This window comes from Mycobacterium sp. E1214, assembly GCF_001666755.1.
Classification (GTDB): Bacteria; Actinomycetota; Actinomycetes; order Mycobacteriales; family Mycobacteriaceae; genus Mycobacterium.
On sequence record NZ_LZJC01000086.1, the window covers coordinates 1 to 21604 of the forward strand.

The window sequence follows — 21604 nt, forward strand, 5'->3', positions numbered from 1 at the left end:
GTGCCCCGCGGCCAGGGTGCTGTCGAGGACGAGGTCGGCGAACCAGTGCAGCCCGGTGGAATTGGGCACCGCGTGTCTGCGGAGTTGGCCGGGGCGGTCTTTGGCGATGCGGATGGTGGAGACGCCTTGCAGGCCGACGCCGAATGGGTTGCGGTTCTCGAGGATGTAGGCAGCGCCGTCGAGTGCGTTCAGCTTGTGGACGGCGCCGATCGCGTAGCGGCCTCGTGTCTCGTTCGACTTGGTGACGTGGTCGATGCTGACGGTGGCTGCGCCCCATTGGGATAGCCGCCGCGGCAGCATTCGTCCGAACGCGGCGGCGTCGCGGTTGTCGAGCGGGTCTAGGCCGTGCAGCACCATTGCTTCGGTGATTCCGTCGAGGACCGCCAGCGTGGGTGAGTATTCGGCCATGACGCCGTCGATGTCGGACTTGTTGAGCGGCGTGGTGACGGGTGATTCGGGTCGGATGTAGTGGAAGAACTGTCGGATTCTGGTTGGGTTGGCGCCGAGTGTGAGTAGCCGGCCGACGACGGGGCCTCGGTCGTCTTCGAAGTCGATGTAGGCGACGTGGTTGCCTCGGCATATCTCGTCGAGGGCGGCGGTGAGTAGGAACCAGCTTTTGCCGCCTTCGGATTCGCTGGCGACGGTGTGCTGTTTGCCGCGGTAGAACAGTCCGATGCCGTCGCTTCGGCGGCCTACGGTTGCTTCTGGTGGCTGCCAGGTGCCGTCGAGGACGTCGGTGAGGTCGGCTGGTTGCCATGTGCGCATGGCTTCGCCGCCTTGGTTGTCGTCGTCGGTGGTCATGACCCGGTGGCTGTTGTTGCGCTGGTATGGGTCGAATGGTTCCTCGGGTGGTGGAACGTCGTCCCAGTCGATGCCGGTTTCAGGGATCACGATGCGGCTCGCTTCAGCCATGGCTTCGCCTGGTAGAAGTCGTTGCGCTGCCTGATCTCGAGGCTGATCTGTGCCCAGTCGGCGGCGGCCGAAATTGCTTGGCTCGCTTCAGCCATTGCGGTCTGGGCCACTTCCATGCGCAGTGCGTGGTGCTGCCCGGCGTCGAGAACAGCGAGGATCTTGGCGGGGTCACGGTCGTCCAGTTCGCGCCATTCCGCGGTGCCGGCCGTGGGCCATCCGTGGATGCCGAGGCGCTGCGCGGTGCGCTCGACGTGTTCGTGGACCGACCACCAGTCCACTGATCGGGAGTAGTTGCTCACGGGGGTGCCTCTCAGAGGGTGGCTTCGCTGGGCCAGCTCGCCGGGTCGGCCAGCTCTCCGTCGCGGTCGCGGTCGGTTTCTTCGAGGTGCGCGAGGAGGTCGAGTCGCTCTCGCGCCCTTCGTAATTGGCTGGCGACCAGTGCGATGTCGGCGAGCGCGTGAATGTCAGAACCTTCGACTAAGGCGCTTGTGCCGTCGTTGAATTGCAGGTGAACAGCGATCTCGGCGTCGGGGAAGCCTAGGCTCGGGCCGAGAGCGGTGACTTCGGTGAGGTGTCGCATGGACAGAAATCCTGCGAGCTGATTTTCCGTGGCTCCGGTAAGCAGCGGGTTCTGTGGATAAGTTCGCCGACAGAATGGTATGGATTGCAGGTCAGGGGCGTGCGCGTCGGCGTGTCGGCGTGTCATTCCCTCCGGCGCAAGCGATTACATATCAGCGTGTGTACCGCATTCACCTACGTGGCACCGAAAGCTGTTGTCCAGCACGCTGATACATTCTTGAGTTATCCACATTGTCTTGACGGCCCGAATCAAGCAGCTATAGCATCGGTTTCGCGCGGTGCCTCGGCACTAAGCACCTACCCACGAGAACGCTCTACCCGCGCCGAACCCGGCGTGGGCGCTCCGATCGATGGGTAGGTTATGCCGAACGTCGCACCTGACATCGCTCATCTTCGCGCCAGGGTCGCATCGCTGACCCGCGGTGTCCGGGCAGGTGAGCGCCGACCGGACGAACTGGATTCGGCGCGGCAGGCTCTCCTCGAGGCACAGACGGTCAACCATATCGAGCGCGCTCTGGCGCAGGTTCCGTCGCTGAGCCGTGAGGCGCGCGACCGGCTGATCGAGCTGCTGAAGTGAAGCGGTCATACAGCCTGGCGGAGGTCGCCGCCGCGCATCTGCCGGACATGACGGACGGTGAACGGTGGTTGAGGCGCAGGATGAGGACGCCTGACAGTCAGGGCCGCAAGCTGCGTGGCAGGAAGATCGGCAGGTCATGGCGGATGACTGACGCGGATGTCGAGCACATGCTCGATCTGTATCTCACAGATCAGCCGGAAGCGGCTGTGGCGCCGCCTGTTTCGTTTGAGGAGGGGTTGAGTTCGCGGAGCCGGAAGCGCCTGCGGCGGATCCAGTAAAAGACTTCGGGCCAAGCCCGGTGGATGGACTTGGCCCGAATGGACGCGGGTGGCGCCGCGTCGTGACATATCAACCAAGGAGAGCGAACGTCATGAGTGATTCTACGGGATCAAGGGATTTCGAGTTCGGTCCGGTCGACGACGATGCGGAGCGTCGGCGCCGGCAGGATGCGGCGATCGCGCGGGCGAGTAACCGCAGCAACCCGATCCACTATCCGGGCGGTCTGCTCGGCAGGGCCGAGGCGGAGCGGGGTGTCGCTGCCGCGTTGCGGTCCCGGCACGACGCATTCACCGACCCGAACATCACCCGCCAGCTCGTCGGGCACGAGATCTGCTCGCGCGCGTTGTTCGCCGCGGCGCGGGCTGAGGGGCTGATCTCGTGACCGGCACCCGCGATGAGATCCGTGATCGTAATCGTGAGTACAGTCGCACCTACAGGGAGCGTCACCGAGAGAAGCGTCGCGATCAGCACCGCGGGTATTACGCGGCCAATCGGGAGAAGATTCTCGATCAGCAACGTGCCTACCGCGAGGCCAACCGGGAGAAGACGCTCGCCTACCACCGCGCTTACCGGGAGGCCAACCGGGAGAAGATCCGTGAACGCGATCGCGAGCGCCGAGAGGCCAACCGGGAGAAGATCCGCCAGCAGCGGCGCGATCACCACGCAGCCAATCGAGAGCAGATCCGCGCGCGGAAACGAGCCCACTACCAGGCCAACTTAGAACGAGAACGCGAACGCCAACGCGTTTACCGGGAAGCCAACCGAGAAAAGATCCGTGAACGCCAACGCGCCTGGCGTGAAGCCAACCGCGACAAGTTACTTGAGCGTGCACGGGCTCGCCGCCAGCGAGCAGCCGCGGCGCGGGCCGAGGGGCTGATCCCATGAGCAACGCCTTGGAGGAGTTGGTGCGGACCGCGATGTGTGCGGGATTCGCTTGCATCGCTGAGCGTGTCGGCCGCGGCGAGGTCGACCGCGAGACACCGCTAGTGGAAGTGCTCGATGACTTTCCGCGGCAGTTCCTGTCCATCCGGTCCGGCCTCGTCGAGGATCTGAAGACCGAATGGGGTGTGAAATGACCGACGAACGCCGCGAACGCGCAATCACCGCTATCCGCAACAGGGTCATTCAGTGCTTCTATGCAGGCGATCGACCACCACCCGTGGCCGATCTCGTCATCTTGACGCACCTCATCATCGCCGACGAAGACCTCGCCGACGTGACCGTGGAGGCGATTAACGCCAACATGGATGCCATCAGCGACGTGATCAACGAAGCCCTGCCGAACGGACAACTACCGGGTGGCGTGGGAGAAGCTGCGTGGCTTAACTGACGGTGCTGATGCGTTACGGGGGGAATGGGATCTCGACGGTGTCGAGATGGAGTTTGCCGTCTTCGTCTTCCCAGCGGACATACAGCATTGGGGTGTTGGCGCCAGCGGCGCGACCGAACAGATCGTCAAGGATTTCACCCGGCGCGACGATGTCTTCCTTCCGTTTCCAATTTTCCGGGTCGGTGCCGAACATACCGCCAGTCACGTCACCGGAGATCGTCATCTCAACGTTCACTGCGGCACCTACTGTGTATTTCATGATCTGGAAGCCGCCGCGGCGGTTAACCGGCCGCATCGCCCAGTCTGTGCCTCTACCCGGACTCACTCGTTCCTCCGTACGTCGTCGGCGGTAGTCAGGCGGGTTCGATCACAATGCTCGGTGCCCGGACGACGGTCCCGTCGGCGAATTGGGCGCGGAAGTCGGTGATCTCGATGCGGCCATCCGGGTAGGTGTGGAGATCCTTGATCCAGATGTCCTGGGCGTTCGGCGTTATGAGCTGACCTATCCGCGTGGCGGCGTCGGCAGCGCGCTGCACGCCCGGTTGATCTAGCAGCGTGCCCATGTCCACCGGGCCGCTGCTGCCGTCGGCTTTGATCTGCTTCATACTTGCCCTTCCCTACCGGGCGTGGTGGCGTCCGCCACCGTCGTCGGGGTCGTCCAACCATTCCTCTGGTGAGGGGAATGGCTGCGCCCATTGCTTGAGGGTGGCGGCGATCGCCGGGACATCGATCTGGCCTTCGGCGACGTCGACGACGAGGCCGACGACTTGGCCGGGATCAATCTCGTCGGCGACGGTGTAGCCGTTGATCCGGTAGAACACCGTGACGGCGGCCCAACCGGTGCGCTTGTTGCCGTCCACGAACGGGTGGTTTCGGGCCAAGCTGTGCAGCAGGGCCGCCGCCTTCTCGTGCAGCGAGGGGTAGGCGTCGTCGCCGAAGGCGGTCGCCTGGGGCCGCATGACTGCGGCCTCAAGCAACCCGAAGTCCCGAAGTTTGTCGGGACCGACGAAACGCTCGTTGAAGTACTGCACGTTGTCGGTGGTCAGCCAGATGGTCATGAGGGGCGTTTCCTATGGTCAGAGATATTCCAGCTTGTCGAAGGCAACCGAGTGCTGTTCGAGAACCTTCTCGAAGGCCGTGCGGACCATGTCGGTGCGGGCGTGGGCCTTCAGGTAGTCGATCAAGGCTTGCTTGATCACATCGTTAGCCGAGGTGCCGGTAACGAACGCGTAGTTCTTCAGCGCGTCGGCCAGCTCTGCTGGCAGGCGCACAGTCATTCCTGTGACCTTGTTGTTGGTTGGTTGCGTGGTCATGACACCATGGTGGCATGGTGCAGTTCTGGTGTCCACTTGTCGGGCGTGTGACGTCTCTCTAGGGCCTAGCTGGTCGGGCTCGGTCTGAGTTGGCCACCCATCTATTGTCCGCCGGATTGCCGCTTGTCTACCGGGAGACAAAACAGCAGGTCAGAAAATCAGCCCGCCACCGGAGACCGTGGTGGCGGGCTGATTGGAGAGGGTTCAAAGCTGACACGGATGCCGGTGGTTCCGCAATTCACCCTCCAGGCGACGTCGTGAGCAGCTTGGCCATCGTGTCGGCGATCGCCTGATGGCCGCGCCGGTCGACGTGCGCGTAGACGTCGGCGGTGACGGCGACATTCTCGTGGCCCAAGTGGCGGCTGACGTTGACCAGCGGTTCACCGGCGGCGAGCAGCCACGACCCGCAGGTGTGGCGCAGGCAGTGCGGCGTGGGATTGTCGTCCAGCTTCGCCTTGGCGACGGAGCGGTCCCACATCGCGCGGAATGCCGGGTAGCGCACCGGGCCGCCGTGGGCGTTGGTGAACAGCCACTCGTGGTCGTAGTCCAAGGCGTCGAGCACGTCCTTGGGGATGTTGACGGTGCGGCGGCTGCGCTTGGTCTTCGGCGGCCCGATGTAGTAGCCCTTCGACGCGTACTTCCACGCTCGCCGGACCTTGACGGTCCCCGCTTCCCGGTCGACGTCTCCGGGCTTGAGCGCGGACACCTCACCCCACCGGAAGCCGCTGGCGACCATGAACCTCAGCATCGGCTTGTAGTGGTCGATCGTCGCGTCGAGCAGCGCGGCGAACTCCTCGTGGCTGAGCATCCGAACGTCGTCGCCGTCGATGTCGTCGTCGCTAGCCTCACCGGTGGCCCGCGGCAGCCGACGGCCAGCCGCAGGGTTGGCAGGTATGTGCTTGGGGACGGCGGCGGCCAGCGCGCCGGACAGGAAGCCGTGAAGATTGCGGATCGTCTTCGGCGTGGGCACGCGTCCCGTCTTGGTGCGCGGCGTGGACTCGAGGTGCTTGACCCAGCCGGCGATGTCTTCCTCGGTCAGCTTGGCCAGCGGGATGTTGCCCAGGTGGGGTTCGATGTCTTGCCGCAGGTACCGCTCGTAGCTGTCGAGCGTGTACTGCTCAACGCCGGTGAGGTTGTCGATGTGGCGGCGAACCCACTGCGCGACGGTCATCGCGGGGGCCGGATCGTCGGTGCGGATCTCGTAGCCATGGAGTTCGAGCGCCCGGCCGATCCCGTGGGCTTTGATCGCCGCCTTGAAGGCTTCGGCCAGCTTCTCGTCGCGGAACGTCAGCACCCGCTGGCCGCCGTCGAGCCGGTAGAGAACGGCGTAGGACTTGTCTCCGTTGGCCCGCTCGCGGGTGCGGATCGACGCCCAGAAGTCCTGAGCGTTTGTCAAACCGTTTGTCATACGGTCAGATCGTACTATAGTTGCAGCTCAGAAGGTGGAGCTAAGGGGACTCGAACCCCTGACCCCCACACTGCCAGTGTGGTGCGCTACCAGCTGCGCCATAGCCCCATGTCGTGCCAGTCGAAGCTACACCACTGGTAACCGTCCATCAAAGTTGCTGGTCACGCCAGCTCGACCTCCGCCTCCGACGGCTGCACGCCGGCCATGCCGGCGGGCTCGGGCCGCGTCTCCGGCGCCACCACCCAGCCCAGCGCGGCGACCAGCAGCACGAGCCCGCTGATGGCGAACGCCCAACCGAAGCCGAACCGCTCGGCGACCCAGCCGACCGTCACCGAGCCGACGATGGCCCCCAGGTCGGACAGCATCTGCACCGCCGCGACCGGTATCCCGGCCCGCGCCTCGCTGCCCAGGATGTCGGCGACCGCGGCCTGCATGGGCGACATGAAGATGCCCGTCGTCGCGCCGGAGATCGCCGCCGCGACCATGAACGCCACCAATGACGACGTCGCTCCCAGCGCCACGGTTGCCACACCGGAGGTCGCCAGACCGACAATCAGCAACATGCGCCGGCCCATCCGGTCGGACAGGTAGCCGCTGGGAATCACTGCCAAGGCGTTGCCGGCCGCGAACGCCGCCAGCGCCACGCCGATGACGCCGACGCTGCGACCCATGACATCCGACAGGAACAGCGGCACTAATGCGACGCGCAGCCCGAACGCGGCCCAACCCGTCGCGAAGTTGGACAGCAATGCCGACTGATACGCGCGGAACCGCAGCGCCTCTCGCATCGTCACCGTCGATCGTGTCGGCGGCGGCGGCGCCGCCAGCTGCGAGTTCCGCAGGCTGAAGAACAGCACCACCGCCACGCCCAGCATCGCGACGCCGTACGCGATGAACGGCGCCGTCAACCCCCACGCCGCCGTCAGACCGCCGATCGCCGGGCCGCCCACCGCGCCCACCATGAATGACGTGGTGAACATGCCCGCGATGCGGCCGCGTGCGTCGGCCGGGCTGATGTGGATCATCAGCCCCAGCGCCGAGACGTAGAACATCGTCGAGCCGACGCCGCTGACCCCGCGGAACAGCAGCAATTGCCAGTAGGTCTGCGAGTATGCGCACGCAATCGTGGACAACGCGACGACCAGCAAACCGCCGATATAGATGCGCCGTTCACCCAGGCGCTGCGCCAGCAGGCCGCTGACCGGTGCGAAACACAACCGCGTCAGCGAGAAGACGGTGACCAGGAAGGTCACCGCGGCGATGCTGACCCCGAAGGTGCGGGCAAAGGCCGGCATCGCCGGGGACACCACCCCGTAGCCGAGCGCGATCATGATGTTCGCCCAGCTCAAGATCCACACTTCGCGCGGCAGCCGCGCGGATCGGACACCGGGTTCCCCCGAACGGTCGCGTCGGAGGCAAAAGGTCACCCAATGACTTTATTAACTACCTCACGCGCGGATTCCTGCACCTGGGCCAAATGCTGCGGACCGTTGAACGATTCCGCGTAAATCTTGTACACGTCCTCGGTGCCGGAGGGCCGCGCGGCAAACCAGGCGTTGGCGGTGGTGACCTTCAGCCCGCCCAACGGCGCGCCGTTGCCCGGCGCGGCGGTCAGCTTCGCGGTGATCGGCTCGCCCGCCAACTCCGTCGCGCTCACCTCATCGGCCGACAGCTTCGACAGCCTGGCCTTCTGCTCGCGGTCGGCCGGCGCGTCGACCCGCGCGTAGAACGGCGCGCCGTACTCGGCGGTGAGCTCGTCGTAACGCTGCGAGGGGCTCTTGCCGGTGACGGCCAGGATCTCCGAGGCCAGCAGCGCCAGGATGATGCCGTCTTTATCGGTGGTCCACACCGAGCCGTCACGCCGCAGGAACGACGCCCCGGCGGACTCCTCACCGCCGAAGCCGATGGTGCCGCCGATCAGGCCGTCGACGAACCACTTGAACCCCACGGGCACCTCGACCAGCTTGCGGCCGATGCCGGCGACCACCCGGTCGATGATCGACGAACTGACGGCGGTCTTGCCGACGGCGATGCCGTCCGGCCACGACGGCCGATGCGTGTACAGGTAGTCGATGGCCACCGCCAGGTAGTGGTTGGGGTTCAGCAGCCCGGCGTCGGGCGTGACGATGCCGTGGCGGTCGGAGTCGGCGTCGTTGCCGGTGGCGATCTGATAGTGCTCGCGGTTGGCGATCAGCGACGCCATCGCGTCCGGGGAGCTGCAGTCCATCCGGATCTTGCCGTCATGGTCGAGCGTCATGAACCGCCACGTCGCGTCGACGAGCGGGTTGACCACGGTCACGTCCATGTTGTGTCGTTCGGCGACGGCCGCCCAGTAGTCCACGCTGGCACCGCCCAGCGGGTCGGCGCCGATGCGCACGCCGGCCGCCCGGATCGCGTCCAGGTCGACCACGTTGGGCAGGTCGTCCACGTAATGGCTCAGGTAGTCGTGGCGCTGCACGGTCTGCAGGGCGCGCGACAGCGGGACCCGGTTGATCGCCGACGCCTCGCGGAGCAGCTCGTTGGCGCGCTTGGCGATCGCGTTGGTCGCGTCGGTGTCCGCCGGCCCGCCGTTGGGCGGGTTGTACTTGAAGCCGCCGTCCGACGGGGGGTTGTGCGAGGGGGTGACGACGATTCCGTCGGCAAGCGCCTCGGTGCGGCCGCGGTTGTAGGTGAGGATCGCGTGGCTGACCGCGGGCGTCGGCGTGTATCGGTCCCGGGCGTCGATCATCGTCACGACGTCGTTCGCGGCCAGCACCTCCAGCGCCGACACCCAGGCGGGCTCGGACAGCCCGTGCGTGTCGCGGCCGATGAACAGCGGCCCGGTGGTGCCGTGCGCCGCGCGGTACTCGACGATGGCCTGGGTGATCGCCAGAATGTGCGCCTCGTTGAAGGCCCCGTTCAGGGCCGAGCCGCGATGTCCCGAGGTGCCGAACGCCACCTGCTGCGCGACGTCGTCGGGGTCCGGCTGCACCGAGTAATAGGCCGTCACCAGGTGGGGCAGGTCGACGAGGTCTTCGGGCTGAGCCGGCTGACCGGCACGGGGGTGGGCCATGGACAACAATTGTGCCCGCACTGTGGCGGTTTGACCGAGCAGGCACGGTCTCGCCGTCTCGGGTACTCCCCGGGTTCACCCGCCGGTCAGGCACACCCCTACGCTGCGAAGCGCAGCCGAAATGCGAAGGGAGGCACGCGTGACGCACGACTATCGCGAGTTGGGTGCCGTCTTCGCCGGCGGGGCGCTGGGCACGCTGGCTCGCGCGGCGTTGAGCACGCTGGTCGACGCCGATCCGGACGGGTGGCCTTGGCCGACCTTCGCCGTCAACATCGTCGGCGCCTTCCTCATCGGGTATTTCACGACCCGGCTGCTGGAGCGGCTCCCGCTGTCGAGTTACCGCAGACCCCTGCTGGGGACCGGCTTCTGCGGCGGGCTCACCACCTTCTCGACCATGCAGGTCGAGACGCTGCGGATGATCGAACACGGCCATTGGGTGCTGGCCACGACATATACCCTCACCAGCATCCTGCTCGGGCTGGCGGCGGCGCACCTGGCCACCAAGTTGGTGCGGCGGGTCCGGGTGCGCGGGTGAGCGCCACCGCGACGGCGCTGCAGTGGACCGGTGTGATGGTGATCGGCGGCATCGGCTCGGTGCTGCGGTTCGTGGTGGACCGGGCGGTGGCGCGCCGGGCGGCGCGCCCATTCCCGTTCGGTACCCTCGCCGTAAACGTCAGCGGCGCCGCACTTTTGGGGTTTCTCGGCGCCCTGGTGCTGAACAAGGAGGCAGCGCTGCTGGCCGGAACGGCCTTCGTCGGCGCCTACACGACGTTTTCCACCTGGATGTTGGAGACCCAGCGGCTCGGCGAGGAGCGTCAGCTGCGCACAGCGGTCGCCAACGTCGTCGTCAGCGTCCTGCTCGGAGAGGCGGCGGCGTTGCTGGGACAGCAGATCGGCCAACACCTGTAGCGGTGCTCAGGCCCCTTGGTGGGCGGGAAGGTCCTGCGGGGTGCGCGGCAAAACGTAGAGCGCCATTCGCCGGTTCGCCATGTCGTGCTCGCCGAGAAACGTGCACCCGCCGCGCTCACAAAACTTGCGCGCCAACACGTTGCGATGGTCGGGGTCGAACATGATCCGGCGACACTGCGGATCGAGGGTCAGGATGCTGGTCACCAGGTACGGCAACAGGAAACTGACGTGCCCCTTTTCGATGTATTCCAGATCGGCGACCGCAACGTGCAGCCCGAGATCGTGCGGATCGCTGGCATAGCGCGGACCGATGGAATCCTTTGCGGCACGGTACAATTCGATGTACGCACGATCCGTCCCGTCCAGCGTGGCGACGAAGGGACGAGAGAACTCGCCGTCGAGCTGCGCCCTGAGGTAGCGCCGCCAGCGCTGCGCCGGCCACGCCGATTCCCACGCCTCGGCCAGGTGCGGCCGATTCATCCATTCCGAGATCATGTCGGCGTCGGCGTCCGGGTCGGCCAGCCGCAGCCCGTACGGCTCGGGCAGTTCCGGGATGGGCGGCGGAGGCACGTTACGGATCTCCTCGGGCAGGTCCGTCAACTCCCGCGGCAGAATGGGCTCAGCGTTTGTCATCTCAACGCGAGAGCCTACGACGTTGCTGGTCGAAGGCGTTTTCCAGGGGCGCTGTCCACGTGTGGGCCAGCGCCGAGACCCACTCGGCCGCCGCGTCGGGCCGCTCGGGAGGCGCCTCGACGAGCACCAATTCGTCGACGCCCAACTCCGCCAAGGCGCCCACGTCGTCGGGACGCGGGTCGAGCAGCGCCACCGACAGCCGCAGCCGGCCTCGGTCCCGACCCGCCTCGGCGCACAGCCGGTCCAGCGTCGTTATCCGATCGCGCACGGCGGCCACACCGTCGATGTTGAAGCCGTACCAGCCGTCACCCCACGCCGCCACGCGCCGCAGTGCCGCGTCGCTGTTGCCTCCGACCACAACGGGAACACGAGAGCGCACCGGCTTGGGGTTCACTCGAATCGAGTTGAAACGGACCGTTTCTCCGGTGAACGACGCGACGTCGTCTCGCCACAGCGTGCGCATGGCGTCGACGTACTCGGCGGTCCGGGCGGCGCGACCCGCGAACGGCACGCCGAGCGCGTCGAACTCGTCGCGGGACCACCCAATGCCCACTCCGAGCGTCAGCCGCCCGCCGCTGAGTCGATCCAGGCTGGCCGCTTGCTTGGCCACCACCACCGGATGATGTTCGGGCAGCAGGAGCACGCCCGTGGCGATGCCGATCCGGGACGAGGCGGCCGCGGCGAAGCTCAGGGCGATCATGGGATCGAGCCAATCCGCCTCCGCTGGAACGGCGATGACGCCCTCATCGGAGTAGGGATAGCGCGAAGCCGGCCGGTCGACCATGACCACGTGTTCGCCCGCCCACAGGGTCGCGAAACCGCAGTCGTCCGCGCGCGCCGCCACGGCGTCGATCACCGCGCGGTCGGAGCCGGCACCGATGCCCAGCGCATGCAAGCCCAGCCGCATGCCCCGATGGTCTCACGGCGCTCGGCGGCGCTGCGCCTCGCTCAGTAGTGGTAGGTGTCCGACGGCGCCGGCGAGTGGTCGCGTTCCTCGTCGTCGAACGTCGACGCCTCGATGCCGTATGCCCGGGCCAATTCCAGGATCTTGGTGGCGCGGGCGATGCGGGGCAGATCGGAGCCGTTGCGGATCTCTCCGCCGTCGCGCTCGAACTCCGCGAAAAATTCCTTGGCCCAGGCGATCTCGTCCTGCGACGGTGACAGGCCGTCGTTGACGACGGCGCATTGGTCGGGTGACAGGCAGATCTTGCCGGTCATGCCGAACTCGGTCGAGACCGCGGTGGCCTCGATCAGCTTGCGCGGATTGGAGCCGATGGTCGGCCCGTCGATCGCGCTGGGCAGCCCGGCCGCCTTCGAGGCGATGGTGAACCGGGAGCGCGTGTAGGCGAGCGTGGCCGGGTCCTCACCCAACCCGGTGTCACGGCGGAAGTCACCGATGCCGAAGGCTAACCGGAAGGTGCCCTTGGCCGACGCGATCTCGGTGACGCGCTCCAGCCCCCTCGCCGTCTCGACCAGGGCCACGATCGGCACGTCGGGCAGGCGTTTGGCGGTCTCGGCGACGTGGTCGACCGACTCGACCATCGCCAGCATCACCCCGCCGACCGTGGTGCCCGTCAACGCGGCCAGGTCGTCGGCCCACCAGGGCGTGCCGAACCCGTTGATGCGAACCCAATCGGTGTTGCCGGCCCGCAACCACTGCACGACGTTGTCGCGCGCGGTGTGCTTGTCCTTGGGCGCCACCGCGTCTTCGATGTCGAACACGACGATGTCGGCGCGGGAATGCACCGCCGCCTGGAACCGGTCGTCGTGCGCGCCGTTGACCAGAAGCCAACTGCGGGCGAGCACCGGGTCGATGCGTGAGCCGATGTCGTCGGGCTCGATCGCGCTGCTGTTGACCTGCTCGTACATGTCTGTCCGTCGTCTCGTCGTGGGGCCGCGTCGCCCCTCACCGTAGCGATACGCCCGCAACGCACCCCACCGACGGCCCTCCCCCACGCGCGCAAAACCCCGCCCGGGCGGATGTACTCGCCCGGGCGGGGGACTTTGCTACGCCGGTTGGCTTGACGCCCCGGCAACGTGCTAGTTGATGCCGACGACGTCCTGCGCGATGGCGGCGACGCGCGTCTGAGCGGCCGAGACGACCCGCTGCCGGTTCTTGTTCGCCTCCTCGTAGGCGATGATGACCCGGACGTCGTTGGGGCTGGTCAGGTCCTTGACGGCGGCCACCGCGTCGTTGACGTTGAGCTCGTCGTACTCGGGGATCGGCAGCTCGTCGGCGTCCAGGACACCGACCGCGCTGCGCGCGGTGTGCAGCGCGTCGGCGGTCTGCCGGGCGCCCTCGTTGCGGGTGACCTTCTCGGCCGCCTCCAGGGCCGCGTCGCGCGACGCGGCGAGCGCCTTGGCCGCAACCTCTCCGGCGTGGGCGCTGCGGTTGATCAGCTCGTTGAGTGTGGGCCGCGCGGAGCGCAGCGCGTCCGCGGCCCGATCGATGCTGCGCGCCGACCAGGAGACCGGCAGGTTCACCAGCTTCACCGCGGTGCCGGTCGCCGCCTGCACCGGCGTGCGACGCAGCGCGGCCGGCCCGCCCAGGGCGTCCTCGGCGAGCACGGTGGTCAACCACTCGACGGTGGCCGAGTGCGCCGTGATCAGGCGAGTCGCCAAGTTCTCGACGTTCGGCAGCTCCGCCGCCACGGCCAGCGCCTTGAGGTAGCGGGACCGGTCCAGGAGCTGGTCCTCCAGCGCAAGGTCGCCCAGCAGCGCCTCGTCGAACGGCTGGGCCTGCTCCGCGAGCGCCTTGAGCGCCGCGGCTACGCGGCCCAGCAGCGGTCCGATCACGTCGGGCACCCCGTCGAGGTCGCGGATGGCGGCCTCGATCGCGTCCGAGCGTTCCCGGGCGTTGGCGGCGTTCTGGGACAGCTCACGCTGCACCGCCTCGGTGCGTGCCTGCGCAACGCGGGTCTCCGCGATCTGGATCTCGGTGTTGGTCAGCTGGTGCAGGGCCCGCAACTGCGCCAGTACGGTGGTCCGGTCCGATGAAGTCATGTCAGCATTCGCCTCCTGTGCGTTGATGGCTTGGTTCGGCATGAAATTGCCTTCCCTATTCGGCTACCCACCGACCCGTAACCGGCTAACATCCTCACCCGGATGTGACGCATCTCGCTTTTTCGAGCCCCTCCTTCGGCGCGCGTGCCGGGCCCGTACCACTCTCGAGAATGGCGAAATGGCTTGCGGCACACAACTATTGCGGACAGTCAGGTCCCGTCGACCCGCGGCACGTGAGCCGTTTAGGCGCCTCAACAGCGGGTATGCCTGAGCGGGCCGCACACAGCCCGTAGTGCGCACACTCCATTTCCCAGACCATTGGAGGTATTGGCGATGTCAGACATGATTGTCGAATCGCCCGAGGAAGTCGTCGCTTTCCTGAAGGCGCAACACAACCTCATCGAGGACATGTTCGACGAGGTCCTCCACGCCTCGGACCCGCAAGCGCGGGAGAAGCCTTTCGCGGCGCTGCGCCAGCTGCTGGCCGTGCACGAGACCGCCGAGGAGATGGTGGTGCATCCGCGGGTGCGCCGCGAATCGGACAGCGGTGACGCGATCGTCGACGCGCGGCTCGAGGAAGAGCACGCCTCCAAAGAGCTGCTGTCGAACATCGAAAAGCTCGACATCACCTCCCAGGAATTCGTCGACCAGGTCACCAAGCTGCGGGAAGCCGTTCTCGAGCACGCCCGGCAGGAGGAGGCCGAGGAGTTTCCCGTGCTGCAAAAGCAGCTCGACGAGGACGACCTGAAGCGGATGAGCGCCGCGGTCCGTGCCGCCGAGGCCATCGCGCCCACCCACCCGCATCCCGGCGTGGAGTCGGCGAAGAAGAACTTCGCGCTCGGCCCGTTCGCCTCGATGCTCGATCGGGCCCGCGATCTCATTGGCCAGGCGCTCGGCTAGGCGGTCACGTCGGCGCACGTCGAGAGCCGCACTTTCCGTAGTGTCGGTGCGGTGAGCGTCGCACCGGACATGACCGTTTCGCTACAGCACGGGTTCCTGCACGCGCTGCCGGAGATGGCCGTGCGGTGGCAGGCCGAGACCTTCGCGGACCCGCAGCTCTTGATCCTCAACGAGCGGCTGGCCGGCGAGCTGGGCCTGGACGTCGCGTGGTTGCGCGGCCCCGACGGGGTGCGGTTTCTGGTCGGCAACTGGCTGCCCGTCGGCGCCGCTCCCGCCGCCCAGGCCTACGCCGGCCACCAGTTCGGCGGGTTCGTCCCGCGACTGGGCGACGGGCGCGCGCTGCTGCTCGGCGAGCTCGCGGCCGGGGACGGACAGCTTCGGGACATCCATTTGAAGGGGTCGGGCCCGACGCCGTTCGCCCGCGCCGGCGACGGACTGGCCGCCGTCGGGCCGATGCTGCGCGAATACGTCGTCAGCGAGGCGATGCACGCGCTCGGGGTGCCGACCACCCGCTCCCTGGCCGTCGTGGGCACCGGGCGCCCGGTCCACCGCGAGACGATCCTGCCGGGGGCCGTCCTCACCCGCGTCGCCCGCAGCCACCTGCGGGTAGGCAGCTTCCAGTACGCCGCGCAGTACGCGGCGTCGGCGGGCCCCGGCGGGCTGGAGCTGTTGCGCCGCCTGGCCGACTACGCAATCTCCCGGCACTACCCCGACGCCGCGAACGCCGAACGCCCCTACCTGGCCCTATTCGAGGCCGTGGTCGACGCTCAGGCGTCGCTGCTGGCCCGCTGGATGCTGATCGGCTTCGTGCACGGGGTGATGAACACCGACAACATGACCATTTCCGGTGAGACGATCGATTACGGGCCCTGCGCCTTCATGGAGGCGTACGACCCCGAGACCGTCTACAGCTCGATCGATCATTGGGGGCGCTACTCCTACGGCAATCAACCGTTGGTCGCCGGTTGGAACCTCGCCCGCTTCGCCGAAACCCTGCTGCCGTTGATCTCCGCCGACACCGACGAGGCGATCACCCTCGTGGAGGGGTCGTTCGGCATCTTCCAGCAGCGCTACGACGCGGTGTGGGGCGCAGGGATGCGCGCCAAACTCGGCCTACCCGACGGACTCGACGGCGCTGTCGCGACACCGCTCATCGACGACCTGCTCGGCCTGCTGACGGCCAGCCACGTCGACTACACCTCGTTCTTCCGGCACCTGGGTCGCGCGGCGCGCGGCACCACGCTCGCCGACGCCGAACCCGCGCGTGGGCTGTTCGCCGACCTCGCCGGCTTCGACGAGTGGTTGTGCCGCTGGCGGGCGTTGGGCCCGGACGCCGCGTCGATGGACCGCACCAACCCGATCTACATCCCGCGCAACCATCTCGTCGAGGAGGCCCTGACCGCCGCCACGGCGGGCGACGTGACCGCGCTCGAGCGACTGCTCGCCGCAGTCACCGCACCCTACGACGAGCGGCCCGGCCTCGAGCGCTACGCCGCTCCCGCCCCCGACGACTTCGGAACCTACCAAACCTTCTGCGGGACATGACCTTTCACTAGACGCGTCGGACGCTTTCGGGTGCGTCCGGTTTGCGGGTCGTCCGGCGCGCCGCCCCCCACAACCCGGTGCCGACGCCCACGGCGGCGCCGCCCAGCCCGATCACCCGTTGCGAAGGCTTGAGCTGTTCGTGCACACCCCAACCGCCGAGGAGATCGGCCGCGTCGGCCCCAGCCGACGCGAGGAACCAGCCGCGGGTGTTGCGGCCGCGCAGCCCCGCCACCGCCAGCAACCCGCCGATGAGTGCGTCGCGATAGCCCATGGAGCGCAACAACAATTGCGCCGTGGGCGTCGGCTCGTCGGGGTCACCCCAGAGCCGGTTCGCGCGCAAGGGGTCGGCGAGAAACGAGATGCCGGAGGCGAATCGGATGCTGCCCGCCAGGAGTGCGGCTCGGTCGATTGACATGGTCAATCAGCCTAGGAGCACGCCGTCGCGCCGCGCAGGGACCCCCGAATATCGACCGGCGCGCCGACGGCTCAGGCCGCGCCTGGGGTGATGATCGGGAAGTCGATGATGGGCCACTGCGAGGGCGGCAACGGAGTCGGCGGCGGGGGTGGCGGCGGAGTGATCGGCTGACCCAGGTGCGCGGGGCAGTACGCGCTCGCGGCGATCATGGTGAATTGGGCGGCGCCGTCCATGGTGAAGCCGGGATTGGCGTTGGACACGTTTTTGATGACGTCGTATTCGGGGTTGCCCTGATCCATCAGCTGGCACGCCCGCTTGCCCACTCCGATGGCGACGTTGGGACTTTCGAAGGTGATGCCGGCCTGCTTGAGTGCCGCCAGGAAGCTGGCGTCCGAGCCCCCCGGGCTGGGGTCGGCATGTGCCGCGGAGGCCCCCGCGACCGCGGCGGCGAGGCCCGCCAGCATCACAACCAATCGCATGGCCTTCATCCTCGTACAGATCGGCGCCGTTGTCCTGTCGGGTTCTCGGACTATTAACGAGCGGATCACCTATACGCAATACGGGCCTAGCACGCGTCCCGGCGTCGAAAGTTGCTGTGATACACAGGGGAGGTCCGCACCGAACCGTGCGGTGAAAGGGTTTGGCTTGCGCGACGATCGACTGTTGCTTCCCGGCCAGACGTGCTGGCGCGTGGAGACCGCCGATCAGTTCGCCTGCATCGTCGACGCGGCCGACTACTTCAAGCACGTCAAGGCCGCGATGCTGCGCGCCCGGCATCGAATCATGGTGATCGGCTGGGACCTCGACTCCCGGATGACCTTCGAACGCGGCAAGAAGACCCTGCCGGGCCCGAATCAGCTCGGCGCGTTCCTGTACTGGTTGCTGTGGAAACGGCCGACGCTCGACATCTACTTGCTCAAGTCCAACCTGCGCCTGCTGTCGGTCTTCGACAGCATCTGGGGCAACTTCGCCCCGGTAGCGCTGGTCAACCAGATCAGCAGCAGGCGGCTGCACTTCGCCATCGACGGCGCGCATCCGGTGGGCGCGGTGCATCACCAGAAGATCGTCGTCGTCGACGACGCGGTCGCGTTCTGCGGCGGCATCGACCTCACCCTCGAGCGGTGGGACACGCCAGACCACGAGCACGCCAGTCGCGACCGGCGGGCGGCCGGGCGCGGCTACGGCCCGCGCCACGAGATCGCGGCCGCGGTCGACGGCGCCGCCGCGCGCGGGCTGGGGGCGGAGGCGCTGCGGCGCTGGCAGACCGCGACCGAGCAGGAGCTGGCGCCGGTCGAACCCAAACACAGCGCCTGGCCCAGCAGGCTCGTTCCGCTGCTCCGTGACGTCGAGGTCGGCATCGCGCGCACCCTGCCCGAATCGCAGGCGGCCCGCGAGGTCCGGGAGGTGGAGGCGCTCAACCTGGCCGCCATCGACGCCGCCCGCCACACCATCTACATCGAGAACCAGTACTTGGCGGCCCGGCGCATCGTCGAGGCGCTCGCCGCGAGACTCCGCGAAGCCGACGGCCCCGAGATCGTCATCACGATCGCGCGCCGCGGCAACAACCCGCTGGAGCGCGAGACCATGGACAGCGCCCGCCACGACCTCATCCGCCTGCTGTGGGAGGCCGACGAGCATCGCCGGCTGGGCGTCTATTGGCCCGAGACCAGCGGCGGTACGCCGATCTACGTCCATGCCAAGGTGATGATCGTCGACGACCGACTGCTGCGCATCGGCTCGTCGAACATCAACAACCGGTCACTGGGCTTCGACAGCGAATGTGACATCGCGATCGAGGCGAACCCGGACCGCGCCGAGGACGCCGAGGTGCGCGGCCTCATCACGGGGGTGCGTAACCAGCTGATCGCCGAGCATCTCGGCCTCACCGTCGAGCAGCTGCAAGACGCTCTCGTTGAGCGGAGTTCACTTCTGCGCGCCGTCGAGTCGCTGCGCGGCACCGGACGGACGTTGCGGCGCTTCACCGCGCGTACGGTGGCCGGCGAGGCGGGTCCGCTGGCCGAGAATGACCTGATGGATCCCGACCATGTCCCCCGCTCGCTGACCCGGACCGTGCAGCGGTTCCTCACCGGGCTGCGGAACTGATCCGACTGCTTACGGATAAGCCTGCAGCTCAACGTCGTTGGCCGCGGCGTTGCCGAACCGCCTGCCGAACAGGTTCGTCGCGGCGTTGGCGGCCGGACTCGCCAGCACCCGAGCCCCGGCCCGCAAAGCGCGGATGCCGGCCCGGGTGCGGGGATTGGCCAGCCGCAGCACCGCGGGTCGAACGTTTTGCGCGGCGTTGACGTGCGGCCGCATAAAGCTCTCGTAGCGGTCGAACGCCGCCGTGTAATCCGTTGTCCGAGAGAGCTCTTCGGCCAAGACATACGCGCCGATCAGCGCGAGGCTCGAACCGCCGCCACCGACCGGGGACACGCAGAACGCGGCGTCACCGAGCAACACCACATTGCCCTTGCTCCAGCGCGGCGCCCGGACCTGCCCAAGCGCGTCGAAGTACATCGGCGCGTCGTCGAGTTCGGCCAAGATGCGTGGTGCGGCCCAGCCCGCGTCCGCGAAGGTCGCCCGCAGCACCGCGATCTGGTCGTCGCGGCGAATCCTTTGCAGGCCGCGCACCTCGGAGAGGAAGCTCAGCATCGCCCGGCTCGTCCCGAGGTTGTCAGGCCGCAGGTGCACGGCGCGCGAGCCGGGCGCGTGATACCAGTTCCACCACCGGTCGTCGGACTCCCGTCGCGGGATGGTCAGGTACGCCATGTACATGCCCAATTCGGTGATCGCCACGGAGGTCACGAATCTGCGTGTGGCCGAACGTAATCCGTCGGCTACGACGACCACGTCCGCATTGAGGGACGTGCCGTCGTCGAGCAGCGTGGTGACCCGGTGACCGTCGTCGATCAGGTCGGTGATCCGGGTGCCGAAACGGTATTCGGTGACGTCGATGGTCCGTTCGACGAGGATGCGGGACAGCTCACCGCGCAAGATTTCGAACTCGGCTGTGGGACCGTCGAATCGGGCCGACGGGTCGACCGGGAACGACGCCGCGGCCGCGCCGGCCTCGTCGACGAAGCGCATGCCGACCTCTTCGGTGCTGGCTGCACGGATCTCGTCCTCGATGCCCATGCGGCGCACGACCTCACGCGCGGCGCCGCGCACGTCGATGTTGTGCCCCTCGTCGCGGCGGCGCGCAGCGCGTTCGACGACGGTGGTCCGCCAGCCCCGCGCCGCCAGTTGGTGCGCCAACGCCGGGCCGGCGATACCGGCTCCAGAGATGACGGCATGAGGTGCGTCCGCGACTCGTTCCATCGGTCAAGACAGTTGCCCGATGGGCCGGGCGGGAAACCTCACCGGCGGCGGCCTACCCGGCGCCCTTGCCGTTGTCGACTCGGTAGACGGCGCCGTGTACCGCGGCCGCGGCGTCACTGGCCAGAAACGCGATCACCTTCGCCACGTCGAGGGGTTGCATCATGCCGCGCGGCGAGGCGGTGCGCATGATCAAGTCGTAATTGGGGTCCTCCGGTGCGCTGAATTGCTCGATCTGCGGGGTGAGCATGCCGCCGGGACAGACGGCGTTGACGCGCAGGCGATCGGCCGTGTACTCGACCGCCAGGGCGCGGGTCAGCCCGATCAAGCCGTGCTTGGCGGCGCAGTAGCCGGCTGAATACGCCTGACCTTCGACGCCGGCGATGGAGCTGACGTTGACGATGTTGCCGCCGCGTCGTAGCAGGTGCGGCAGCGCCGCCCGGCACAGGGAGAAGGGACCGGTGAGGTTGACCGCCAGGTCCTGCGCCCAGTCGTCGTCGGTCATCGATTCCGTTCGGCGCATCTGGTGTTTGCCCGCGACGTTGACCAGCACGTCGAGTCCCTCGAACTCCCCCACGCAACGCTCGATCGCGTCGCGGCAGGCCTGGGCGTCGGCGACGTCCACCACCGCGTACGTCCCCCGGTCCACGTCGGCGAACACCTGCTCCAAGCGGGCGGTGTCGCGCCCGACGCCGTAGACGGTGGCGCCCTGCCGCGACAGCTCCCGGGCCGTCTCGGCGCCCAGCCCCGACGACGCTCCGGTGACGAACGCGACCTTGCCCTGCAGTGCTGACATCAAAGATCCCGTCGTTCGCAGCGGTGCTGGCCAACCATTCCTAACACCCCGGTTGGGTCGCCCGTGGATCCAGGTTGGCGCGGGGGTTGCCAGGCTCGGCTCAGTAGGACCGCGCCCGGGCAAGGCCGCCCCGGAGCACCTCGTAGGCGGTCGGCATTGCCCGGCCGAGGGCGTCGGGTGCCCAGCGTGCGAGTCGAAGCCTGCGCCGCACGCGGCGCTCGGCCATCACCACGAGCAGGCCGAGCGCGCGGCCGCCGATCGCCACTCGGGTCGTTCGGCGCCTGCGCGACGACCGCGTCGAACCGGCGCGCCGGCCGAGGTGGTAGCCCAGGCACAGCGCCGCCGCGAACGCACCCAGGACCGCGAGCGCCGTCATGAGCACTGAGCCTCCCGCCCGCCGGTCGCGTGCAGGTCACGCCGGGGACACACCTCGGCGAATAACCGCACGCAGCGGGCGGACGGCGGCATCCGATCGACGTTTTGGGACAATGTCGGGCATGGCGCGCTCCTTCGATGTCGTTGCGGAATCGCCCGCCAGCGTCGAGCAGATCCATGCGGCGTTCGCGCGTGAGGCGTATTGGCGAGCCCGCATCGCCGCCGGCGGCGCCGAGGCGGTGACCACGCTGGACGCCCTGGAC

General features: G+C 67.8%; 30 protein-coding genes and 1 tRNA gene. 11 read left to right on the top strand and 20 right to left on the bottom strand.

Translation table 11 applies throughout. The annotated features are described in order from the left end of the window. From A5700_RS10840 to A5700_RS10850, 3 genes are all read right to left on the bottom strand, one after another. Positions 1-912: AAA family ATPase (locus A5700_RS10840; RefSeq protein WP_068204729.1), on the bottom strand; the 912-nt coding region annotated here is incomplete at its 3' end. Further along, on the bottom strand, positions 888-1211 hold the full coding sequence (locus A5700_RS10845) for a DUF2742 domain-containing protein (RefSeq protein WP_197502705.1): 324 nt from the start codon (positions 1209-1211) through the stop codon (positions 888-890). The genes A5700_RS10845 and A5700_RS10840, both read right to left, overlap by 25 nt. 11 nt (positions 1212-1222) lie before the next feature. After that, the gene (locus tag A5700_RS10850; RefSeq protein WP_068064986.1) at positions 1223-1492 is read right to left on the bottom strand and encodes a hypothetical protein; all 270 of its coding nucleotides are present in this window, start codon (positions 1490-1492) and stop codon (positions 1223-1225) included. A 360-nt stretch (positions 1493-1852) separates the two neighbouring features. Here A5700_RS10850 and A5700_RS10855 point away from each other — a divergent pair, with 360 nt between their 5' ends. The 5 genes from A5700_RS10855 to A5700_RS26090 all read left to right on the top strand — a co-directional run bounded on the left by A5700_RS10855 (position 1853) and on the right by A5700_RS26090 (position 3677). Next, on the top strand, positions 1853-2068 hold the full coding sequence (locus tag A5700_RS10855; RefSeq protein ID WP_068064985.1) for a hypothetical protein: 216 nt from the start codon (positions 1853-1855) through the stop codon (positions 2066-2068). Positions 2069-2438: 370 nt separating this feature from the next. Next, the gene (locus A5700_RS10865; RefSeq protein ID WP_068064977.1) at positions 2439-2729 is read left to right on the top strand and encodes a hypothetical protein; all 291 of its coding nucleotides are present in this window, start codon (positions 2439-2441) and stop codon (positions 2727-2729) included. After that, positions 2726-3232: a hypothetical protein gene (locus A5700_RS26085; protein WP_156671190.1), complete on the top strand. Its 507-nt coding sequence runs from the start codon at positions 2726-2728 to the stop codon at positions 3230-3232. Before A5700_RS10865 ends, A5700_RS26085 begins: the two co-directional genes overlap by 4 nt. Beyond that, positions 3229-3423 (top strand): hypothetical protein, encoded by a 195-nt coding sequence (locus A5700_RS10870; RefSeq protein ID WP_068064974.1) that lies wholly within the window; start codon positions 3229-3231, stop codon positions 3421-3423. Before A5700_RS26085 ends, A5700_RS10870 begins: the two co-directional genes overlap by 4 nt. Next, positions 3420-3677, top strand: a complete 258-nt coding sequence (locus A5700_RS26090; RefSeq protein WP_156671191.1) for a hypothetical protein — start codon at positions 3420-3422, stop codon at positions 3675-3677. The genes A5700_RS10870 and A5700_RS26090 overlap by 4 nt, the downstream gene beginning before the upstream one ends. A 13-nt stretch (positions 3678-3690) precedes the next feature. Here A5700_RS26090 and A5700_RS10875 read toward each other — a convergent pair whose 3' ends face one another. The 8 genes from A5700_RS10875 to pgm all read right to left on the bottom strand — a co-directional run bounded on the left by A5700_RS10875 (position 3691) and on the right by pgm (position 9450). Continuing rightward, complete coding sequence (locus tag A5700_RS10875; protein ID WP_156671192.1) at positions 3691-3912, bottom strand: hypothetical protein; 222 nt, start codon at positions 3910-3912, stop codon at positions 3691-3693. A gap of 118 nt (positions 3913-4030) precedes the next feature. After that, entirely contained in the window at positions 4031-4282 is a 252-nt protein-coding gene (locus tag A5700_RS10880; protein ID WP_068064968.1) for a hypothetical protein, read from the bottom strand. Positions 4283-4294: 12 nt separating this feature from the next. Beyond that, positions 4295-4735: a type II toxin-antitoxin system death-on-curing family toxin gene (locus tag A5700_RS10885; RefSeq protein WP_068064964.1), complete on the bottom strand. Its 441-nt coding sequence runs from the start codon at positions 4733-4735 to the stop codon at positions 4295-4297. A gap of 18 nt (positions 4736-4753) precedes the next feature. Beyond that, positions 4754-4990 carry a CopG family ribbon-helix-helix protein gene (locus A5700_RS10890; protein ID WP_068064962.1) on the bottom strand — a complete coding sequence of 79 codons (237 nt, stop codon included), beginning with the start codon at positions 4988-4990 and terminating at the stop codon, positions 4754-4756. Between the two features lie 238 nt (positions 4991-5228). Further along, on the bottom strand, positions 5229-6398 hold the full coding sequence (locus tag A5700_RS10895; protein WP_068064959.1) for a site-specific integrase: 1170 nt from the start codon (positions 6396-6398) through the stop codon (positions 5229-5231). Between the two features lie 35 nt (positions 6399-6433). Further along, positions 6434-6506 (bottom strand) — tRNA-Ala (locus A5700_RS10900). A gap of 53 nt (positions 6507-6559) precedes the next feature. Beyond that, positions 6560-7747 carry an MFS transporter gene (locus A5700_RS10905; protein ID WP_369828262.1) on the bottom strand — a complete coding sequence of 396 codons (1188 nt, stop codon included), beginning with the start codon at positions 7745-7747 and terminating at the stop codon, positions 6560-6562. A gap of 74 nt (positions 7748-7821) precedes the next feature. Beyond that, positions 7822-9450, bottom strand: a complete 1629-nt coding sequence (gene pgm / locus A5700_RS10910) for a phosphoglucomutase (alpha-D-glucose-1,6-bisphosphate-dependent) (protein WP_068064956.1) — start codon at positions 9448-9450, stop codon at positions 7822-7824. 121 nt (positions 9451-9571) lie between these two features. On the opposite strand from pgm, the gene crcB (A5700_RS10915) reads away from it, so the two are divergent. Together crcB (A5700_RS10915) and crcB (A5700_RS10920) are read left to right on the top strand one after the other, a co-directional pair. Continuing rightward, positions 9572-9985, top strand: a complete 414-nt coding sequence (crcB, locus tag A5700_RS10915) for a fluoride efflux transporter CrcB (RefSeq protein ID WP_068064954.1) — start codon at positions 9572-9574, stop codon at positions 9983-9985. After that, on the top strand, positions 9982-10359 hold the full coding sequence (crcB, locus tag A5700_RS10920) for a fluoride efflux transporter CrcB (protein ID WP_082960321.1): 378 nt from the start codon (positions 9982-9984) through the stop codon (positions 10357-10359). Before crcB (A5700_RS10915) ends, crcB (A5700_RS10920) begins: the two co-directional genes overlap by 4 nt. A gap of 6 nt (positions 10360-10365) precedes the next feature. Here the strand turns inward: crcB (A5700_RS10920) and A5700_RS10925 are convergent, their stop codons facing one another. From A5700_RS10925 to A5700_RS10940, 4 genes are all read right to left on the bottom strand, one after another. Then, positions 10366-10992 carry a GNAT family N-acetyltransferase gene (locus A5700_RS10925; RefSeq protein ID WP_068064951.1) on the bottom strand — a complete coding sequence of 209 codons (627 nt, stop codon included), beginning with the start codon at positions 10990-10992 and terminating at the stop codon, positions 10366-10368. A 1-nt stretch (position 10993) separates the two neighbouring features. Further along, positions 10994-11899, bottom strand: coding sequence for a TIGR03619 family F420-dependent LLM class oxidoreductase (locus A5700_RS10930; RefSeq protein ID WP_068064948.1), 906 nt, complete (start codon positions 11897-11899; stop codon positions 10994-10996). A 41-nt stretch (positions 11900-11940) separates the two neighbouring features. Beyond that, on the bottom strand, positions 11941-12861 hold the full coding sequence (locus A5700_RS10935; RefSeq protein WP_068064945.1) for a CoA ester lyase: 921 nt from the start codon (positions 12859-12861) through the stop codon (positions 11941-11943). A gap of 171 nt (positions 12862-13032) precedes the next feature. Further along, positions 13033-13995, bottom strand: coding sequence for a hypothetical protein (locus A5700_RS10940; RefSeq protein ID WP_068064940.1), 963 nt, complete (start codon positions 13993-13995; stop codon positions 13033-13035). A gap of 333 nt (positions 13996-14328) precedes the next feature. On the opposite strand from A5700_RS10940, the gene A5700_RS10945 reads away from it, so the two are divergent. Next, positions 14329-14895 carry a hemerythrin domain-containing protein gene (locus A5700_RS10945; protein WP_068064937.1) on the top strand — a complete coding sequence of 189 codons (567 nt, stop codon included), beginning with the start codon at positions 14329-14331 and terminating at the stop codon, positions 14893-14895. A gap of 69 nt (positions 14896-14964) precedes the next feature. Beyond that, on the top strand, positions 14965-16440 hold the full coding sequence (locus tag A5700_RS10950; RefSeq protein ID WP_197502706.1) for a YdiU family protein: 1476 nt from the start codon (positions 14965-14967) through the stop codon (positions 16438-16440). Positions 16441-16447: 7 nt separating this feature from the next. On the opposite strand, the gene A5700_RS10955 is transcribed toward A5700_RS10950, so the two are convergent. Both A5700_RS10955 and A5700_RS10960 read right to left on the bottom strand, forming a co-directional pair. Next, positions 16448-16855: a DUF4267 domain-containing protein gene (locus A5700_RS10955; protein WP_068064931.1), complete on the bottom strand. Its 408-nt coding sequence runs from the start codon at positions 16853-16855 to the stop codon at positions 16448-16450. A gap of 71 nt (positions 16856-16926) precedes the next feature. Further along, on the bottom strand, positions 16927-17334 hold the full coding sequence (locus tag A5700_RS10960) for a DUF732 domain-containing protein (RefSeq protein ID WP_197502704.1): 408 nt from the start codon (positions 17332-17334) through the stop codon (positions 16927-16929). A 166-nt stretch (positions 17335-17500) separates the two neighbouring features. Between A5700_RS10960 and A5700_RS10965 the strand changes: the two genes are divergently transcribed. Then, positions 17501-18958 carry a phospholipase D-like domain-containing protein gene (locus tag A5700_RS10965; protein ID WP_068064929.1) on the top strand — a complete coding sequence of 486 codons (1458 nt, stop codon included), beginning with the start codon at positions 17501-17503 and terminating at the stop codon, positions 18956-18958. Between the two features lie 9 nt (positions 18959-18967). Here the strand turns inward: A5700_RS10965 and A5700_RS10970 are convergent, their stop codons facing one another. From A5700_RS10970 to A5700_RS10980, 3 genes are all read right to left on the bottom strand, one after another. Then, the gene (locus tag A5700_RS10970) at positions 18968-20173 is read right to left on the bottom strand and encodes an FAD-dependent monooxygenase (protein ID WP_068064927.1); all 1206 of its coding nucleotides are present in this window, start codon (positions 20171-20173) and stop codon (positions 18968-18970) included. Positions 20174-20225: 52 nt separating this feature from the next. After that, positions 20226-20966 (bottom strand): SDR family NAD(P)-dependent oxidoreductase, encoded by a 741-nt coding sequence (locus tag A5700_RS10975; protein ID WP_068064924.1) that lies wholly within the window; start codon positions 20964-20966, stop codon positions 20226-20228. 100 nt (positions 20967-21066) lie between these two features. Continuing rightward, positions 21067-21342, bottom strand: coding sequence for a hypothetical protein (locus A5700_RS10980; protein WP_068064920.1), 276 nt, complete (start codon positions 21340-21342; stop codon positions 21067-21069). A 121-nt stretch (positions 21343-21463) separates the two neighbouring features. Between A5700_RS10980 and A5700_RS27395 the strand changes: the two genes are divergently transcribed. After that, positions 21464-21604, top strand: a 141-nt coding sequence (locus A5700_RS27395; protein WP_369828263.1) for a DUF2505 family protein, incomplete at its 3' end; no start/stop codon positions are given.

Coding starts and splice junctions, on each gene's coding strand:
- A5700_RS10850 (WP_068064986.1), bottom strand. CDS start 1,492: ATGCGACACCTCACCGAAGTCACCGCTCTCGGCCCGAGCCTAGGCTTC.
- pgm (WP_068064956.1), bottom strand. CDS start 9,450: ATGGCCCACCCCCGTGCCGGTCAGCCGGCTCAGCCCGAAGACCTCGTC.
- A5700_RS10980 (WP_068064920.1), bottom strand. CDS start 21,342: ATGACGGCGCTCGCGGTCCTGGGTGCGTTCGCGGCGGCGCTGTGCCTG.
- crcB (WP_068064954.1), top strand. CDS start 9,572: ATGCGAAGGGAGGCACGCGTGACGCACGACTATCGCGAGTTGGGTGCC.
- A5700_RS10865 (WP_068064977.1), top strand. CDS start 2,439: ATGAGTGATTCTACGGGATCAAGGGATTTCGAGTTCGGTCCGGTCGAC.
- A5700_RS10970 (WP_068064927.1), bottom strand. CDS start 20,173: ATGGAACGAGTCGCGGACGCACCTCATGCCGTCATCTCTGGAGCCGGT.
- A5700_RS10895 (WP_068064959.1), bottom strand. CDS start 6,398: ATGACAAACGGTTTGACAAACGCTCAGGACTTCTGGGCGTCGATCCGC.
- A5700_RS10940 (WP_068064940.1), bottom strand. CDS start 13,995: ATGACTTCATCGGACCGGACCACCGTACTGGCGCAGTTGCGGGCCCTG.
- A5700_RS10955 (WP_068064931.1), bottom strand. CDS start 16,855: ATGTCAATCGACCGAGCCGCACTCCTGGCGGGCAGCATCCGATTCGCC.
- A5700_RS10945 (WP_068064937.1), top strand. CDS start 14,329: ATGTCAGACATGATTGTCGAATCGCCCGAGGAAGTCGTCGCTTTCCTG.
- A5700_RS10885 (WP_068064964.1), bottom strand. CDS start 4,735: ATGACCATCTGGCTGACCACCGACAACGTGCAGTACTTCAACGAGCGT.
- A5700_RS10855 (WP_068064985.1), top strand. CDS start 1,853: ATGCCGAACGTCGCACCTGACATCGCTCATCTTCGCGCCAGGGTCGCA.
- A5700_RS10930 (WP_068064948.1), bottom strand. CDS start 11,899: ATGCGGCTGGGCTTGCATGCGCTGGGCATCGGTGCCGGCTCCGACCGC.
- A5700_RS10975 (WP_068064924.1), bottom strand. CDS start 20,966: ATGTCAGCACTGCAGGGCAAGGTCGCGTTCGTCACCGGAGCGTCGTCG.
- A5700_RS10870 (WP_068064974.1), top strand. CDS start 3,229: ATGAGCAACGCCTTGGAGGAGTTGGTGCGGACCGCGATGTGTGCGGGA.
- A5700_RS10960 (WP_197502704.1), bottom strand. CDS start 17,334: ATGCGATTGGTTGTGATGCTGGCGGGCCTCGCCGCCGCGGTCGCGGGG.
- A5700_RS10950 (WP_197502706.1), top strand. CDS start 14,965: ATGACCGTTTCGCTACAGCACGGGTTCCTGCACGCGCTGCCGGAGATG.
- A5700_RS10880 (WP_068064968.1), bottom strand. CDS start 4,282: ATGAAGCAGATCAAAGCCGACGGCAGCAGCGGCCCGGTGGACATGGGC.
- A5700_RS10935 (WP_068064945.1), bottom strand. CDS start 12,861: ATGTACGAGCAGGTCAACAGCAGCGCGATCGAGCCCGACGACATCGGC.
- A5700_RS26090 (WP_156671191.1), top strand. CDS start 3,420: ATGACCGACGAACGCCGCGAACGCGCAATCACCGCTATCCGCAACAGG.
- A5700_RS10925 (WP_068064951.1), bottom strand. CDS start 10,992: ATGACAAACGCTGAGCCCATTCTGCCGCGGGAGTTGACGGACCTGCCC.
- A5700_RS10890 (WP_068064962.1), bottom strand. CDS start 4,990: ATGACCACGCAACCAACCAACAACAAGGTCACAGGAATGACTGTGCGC.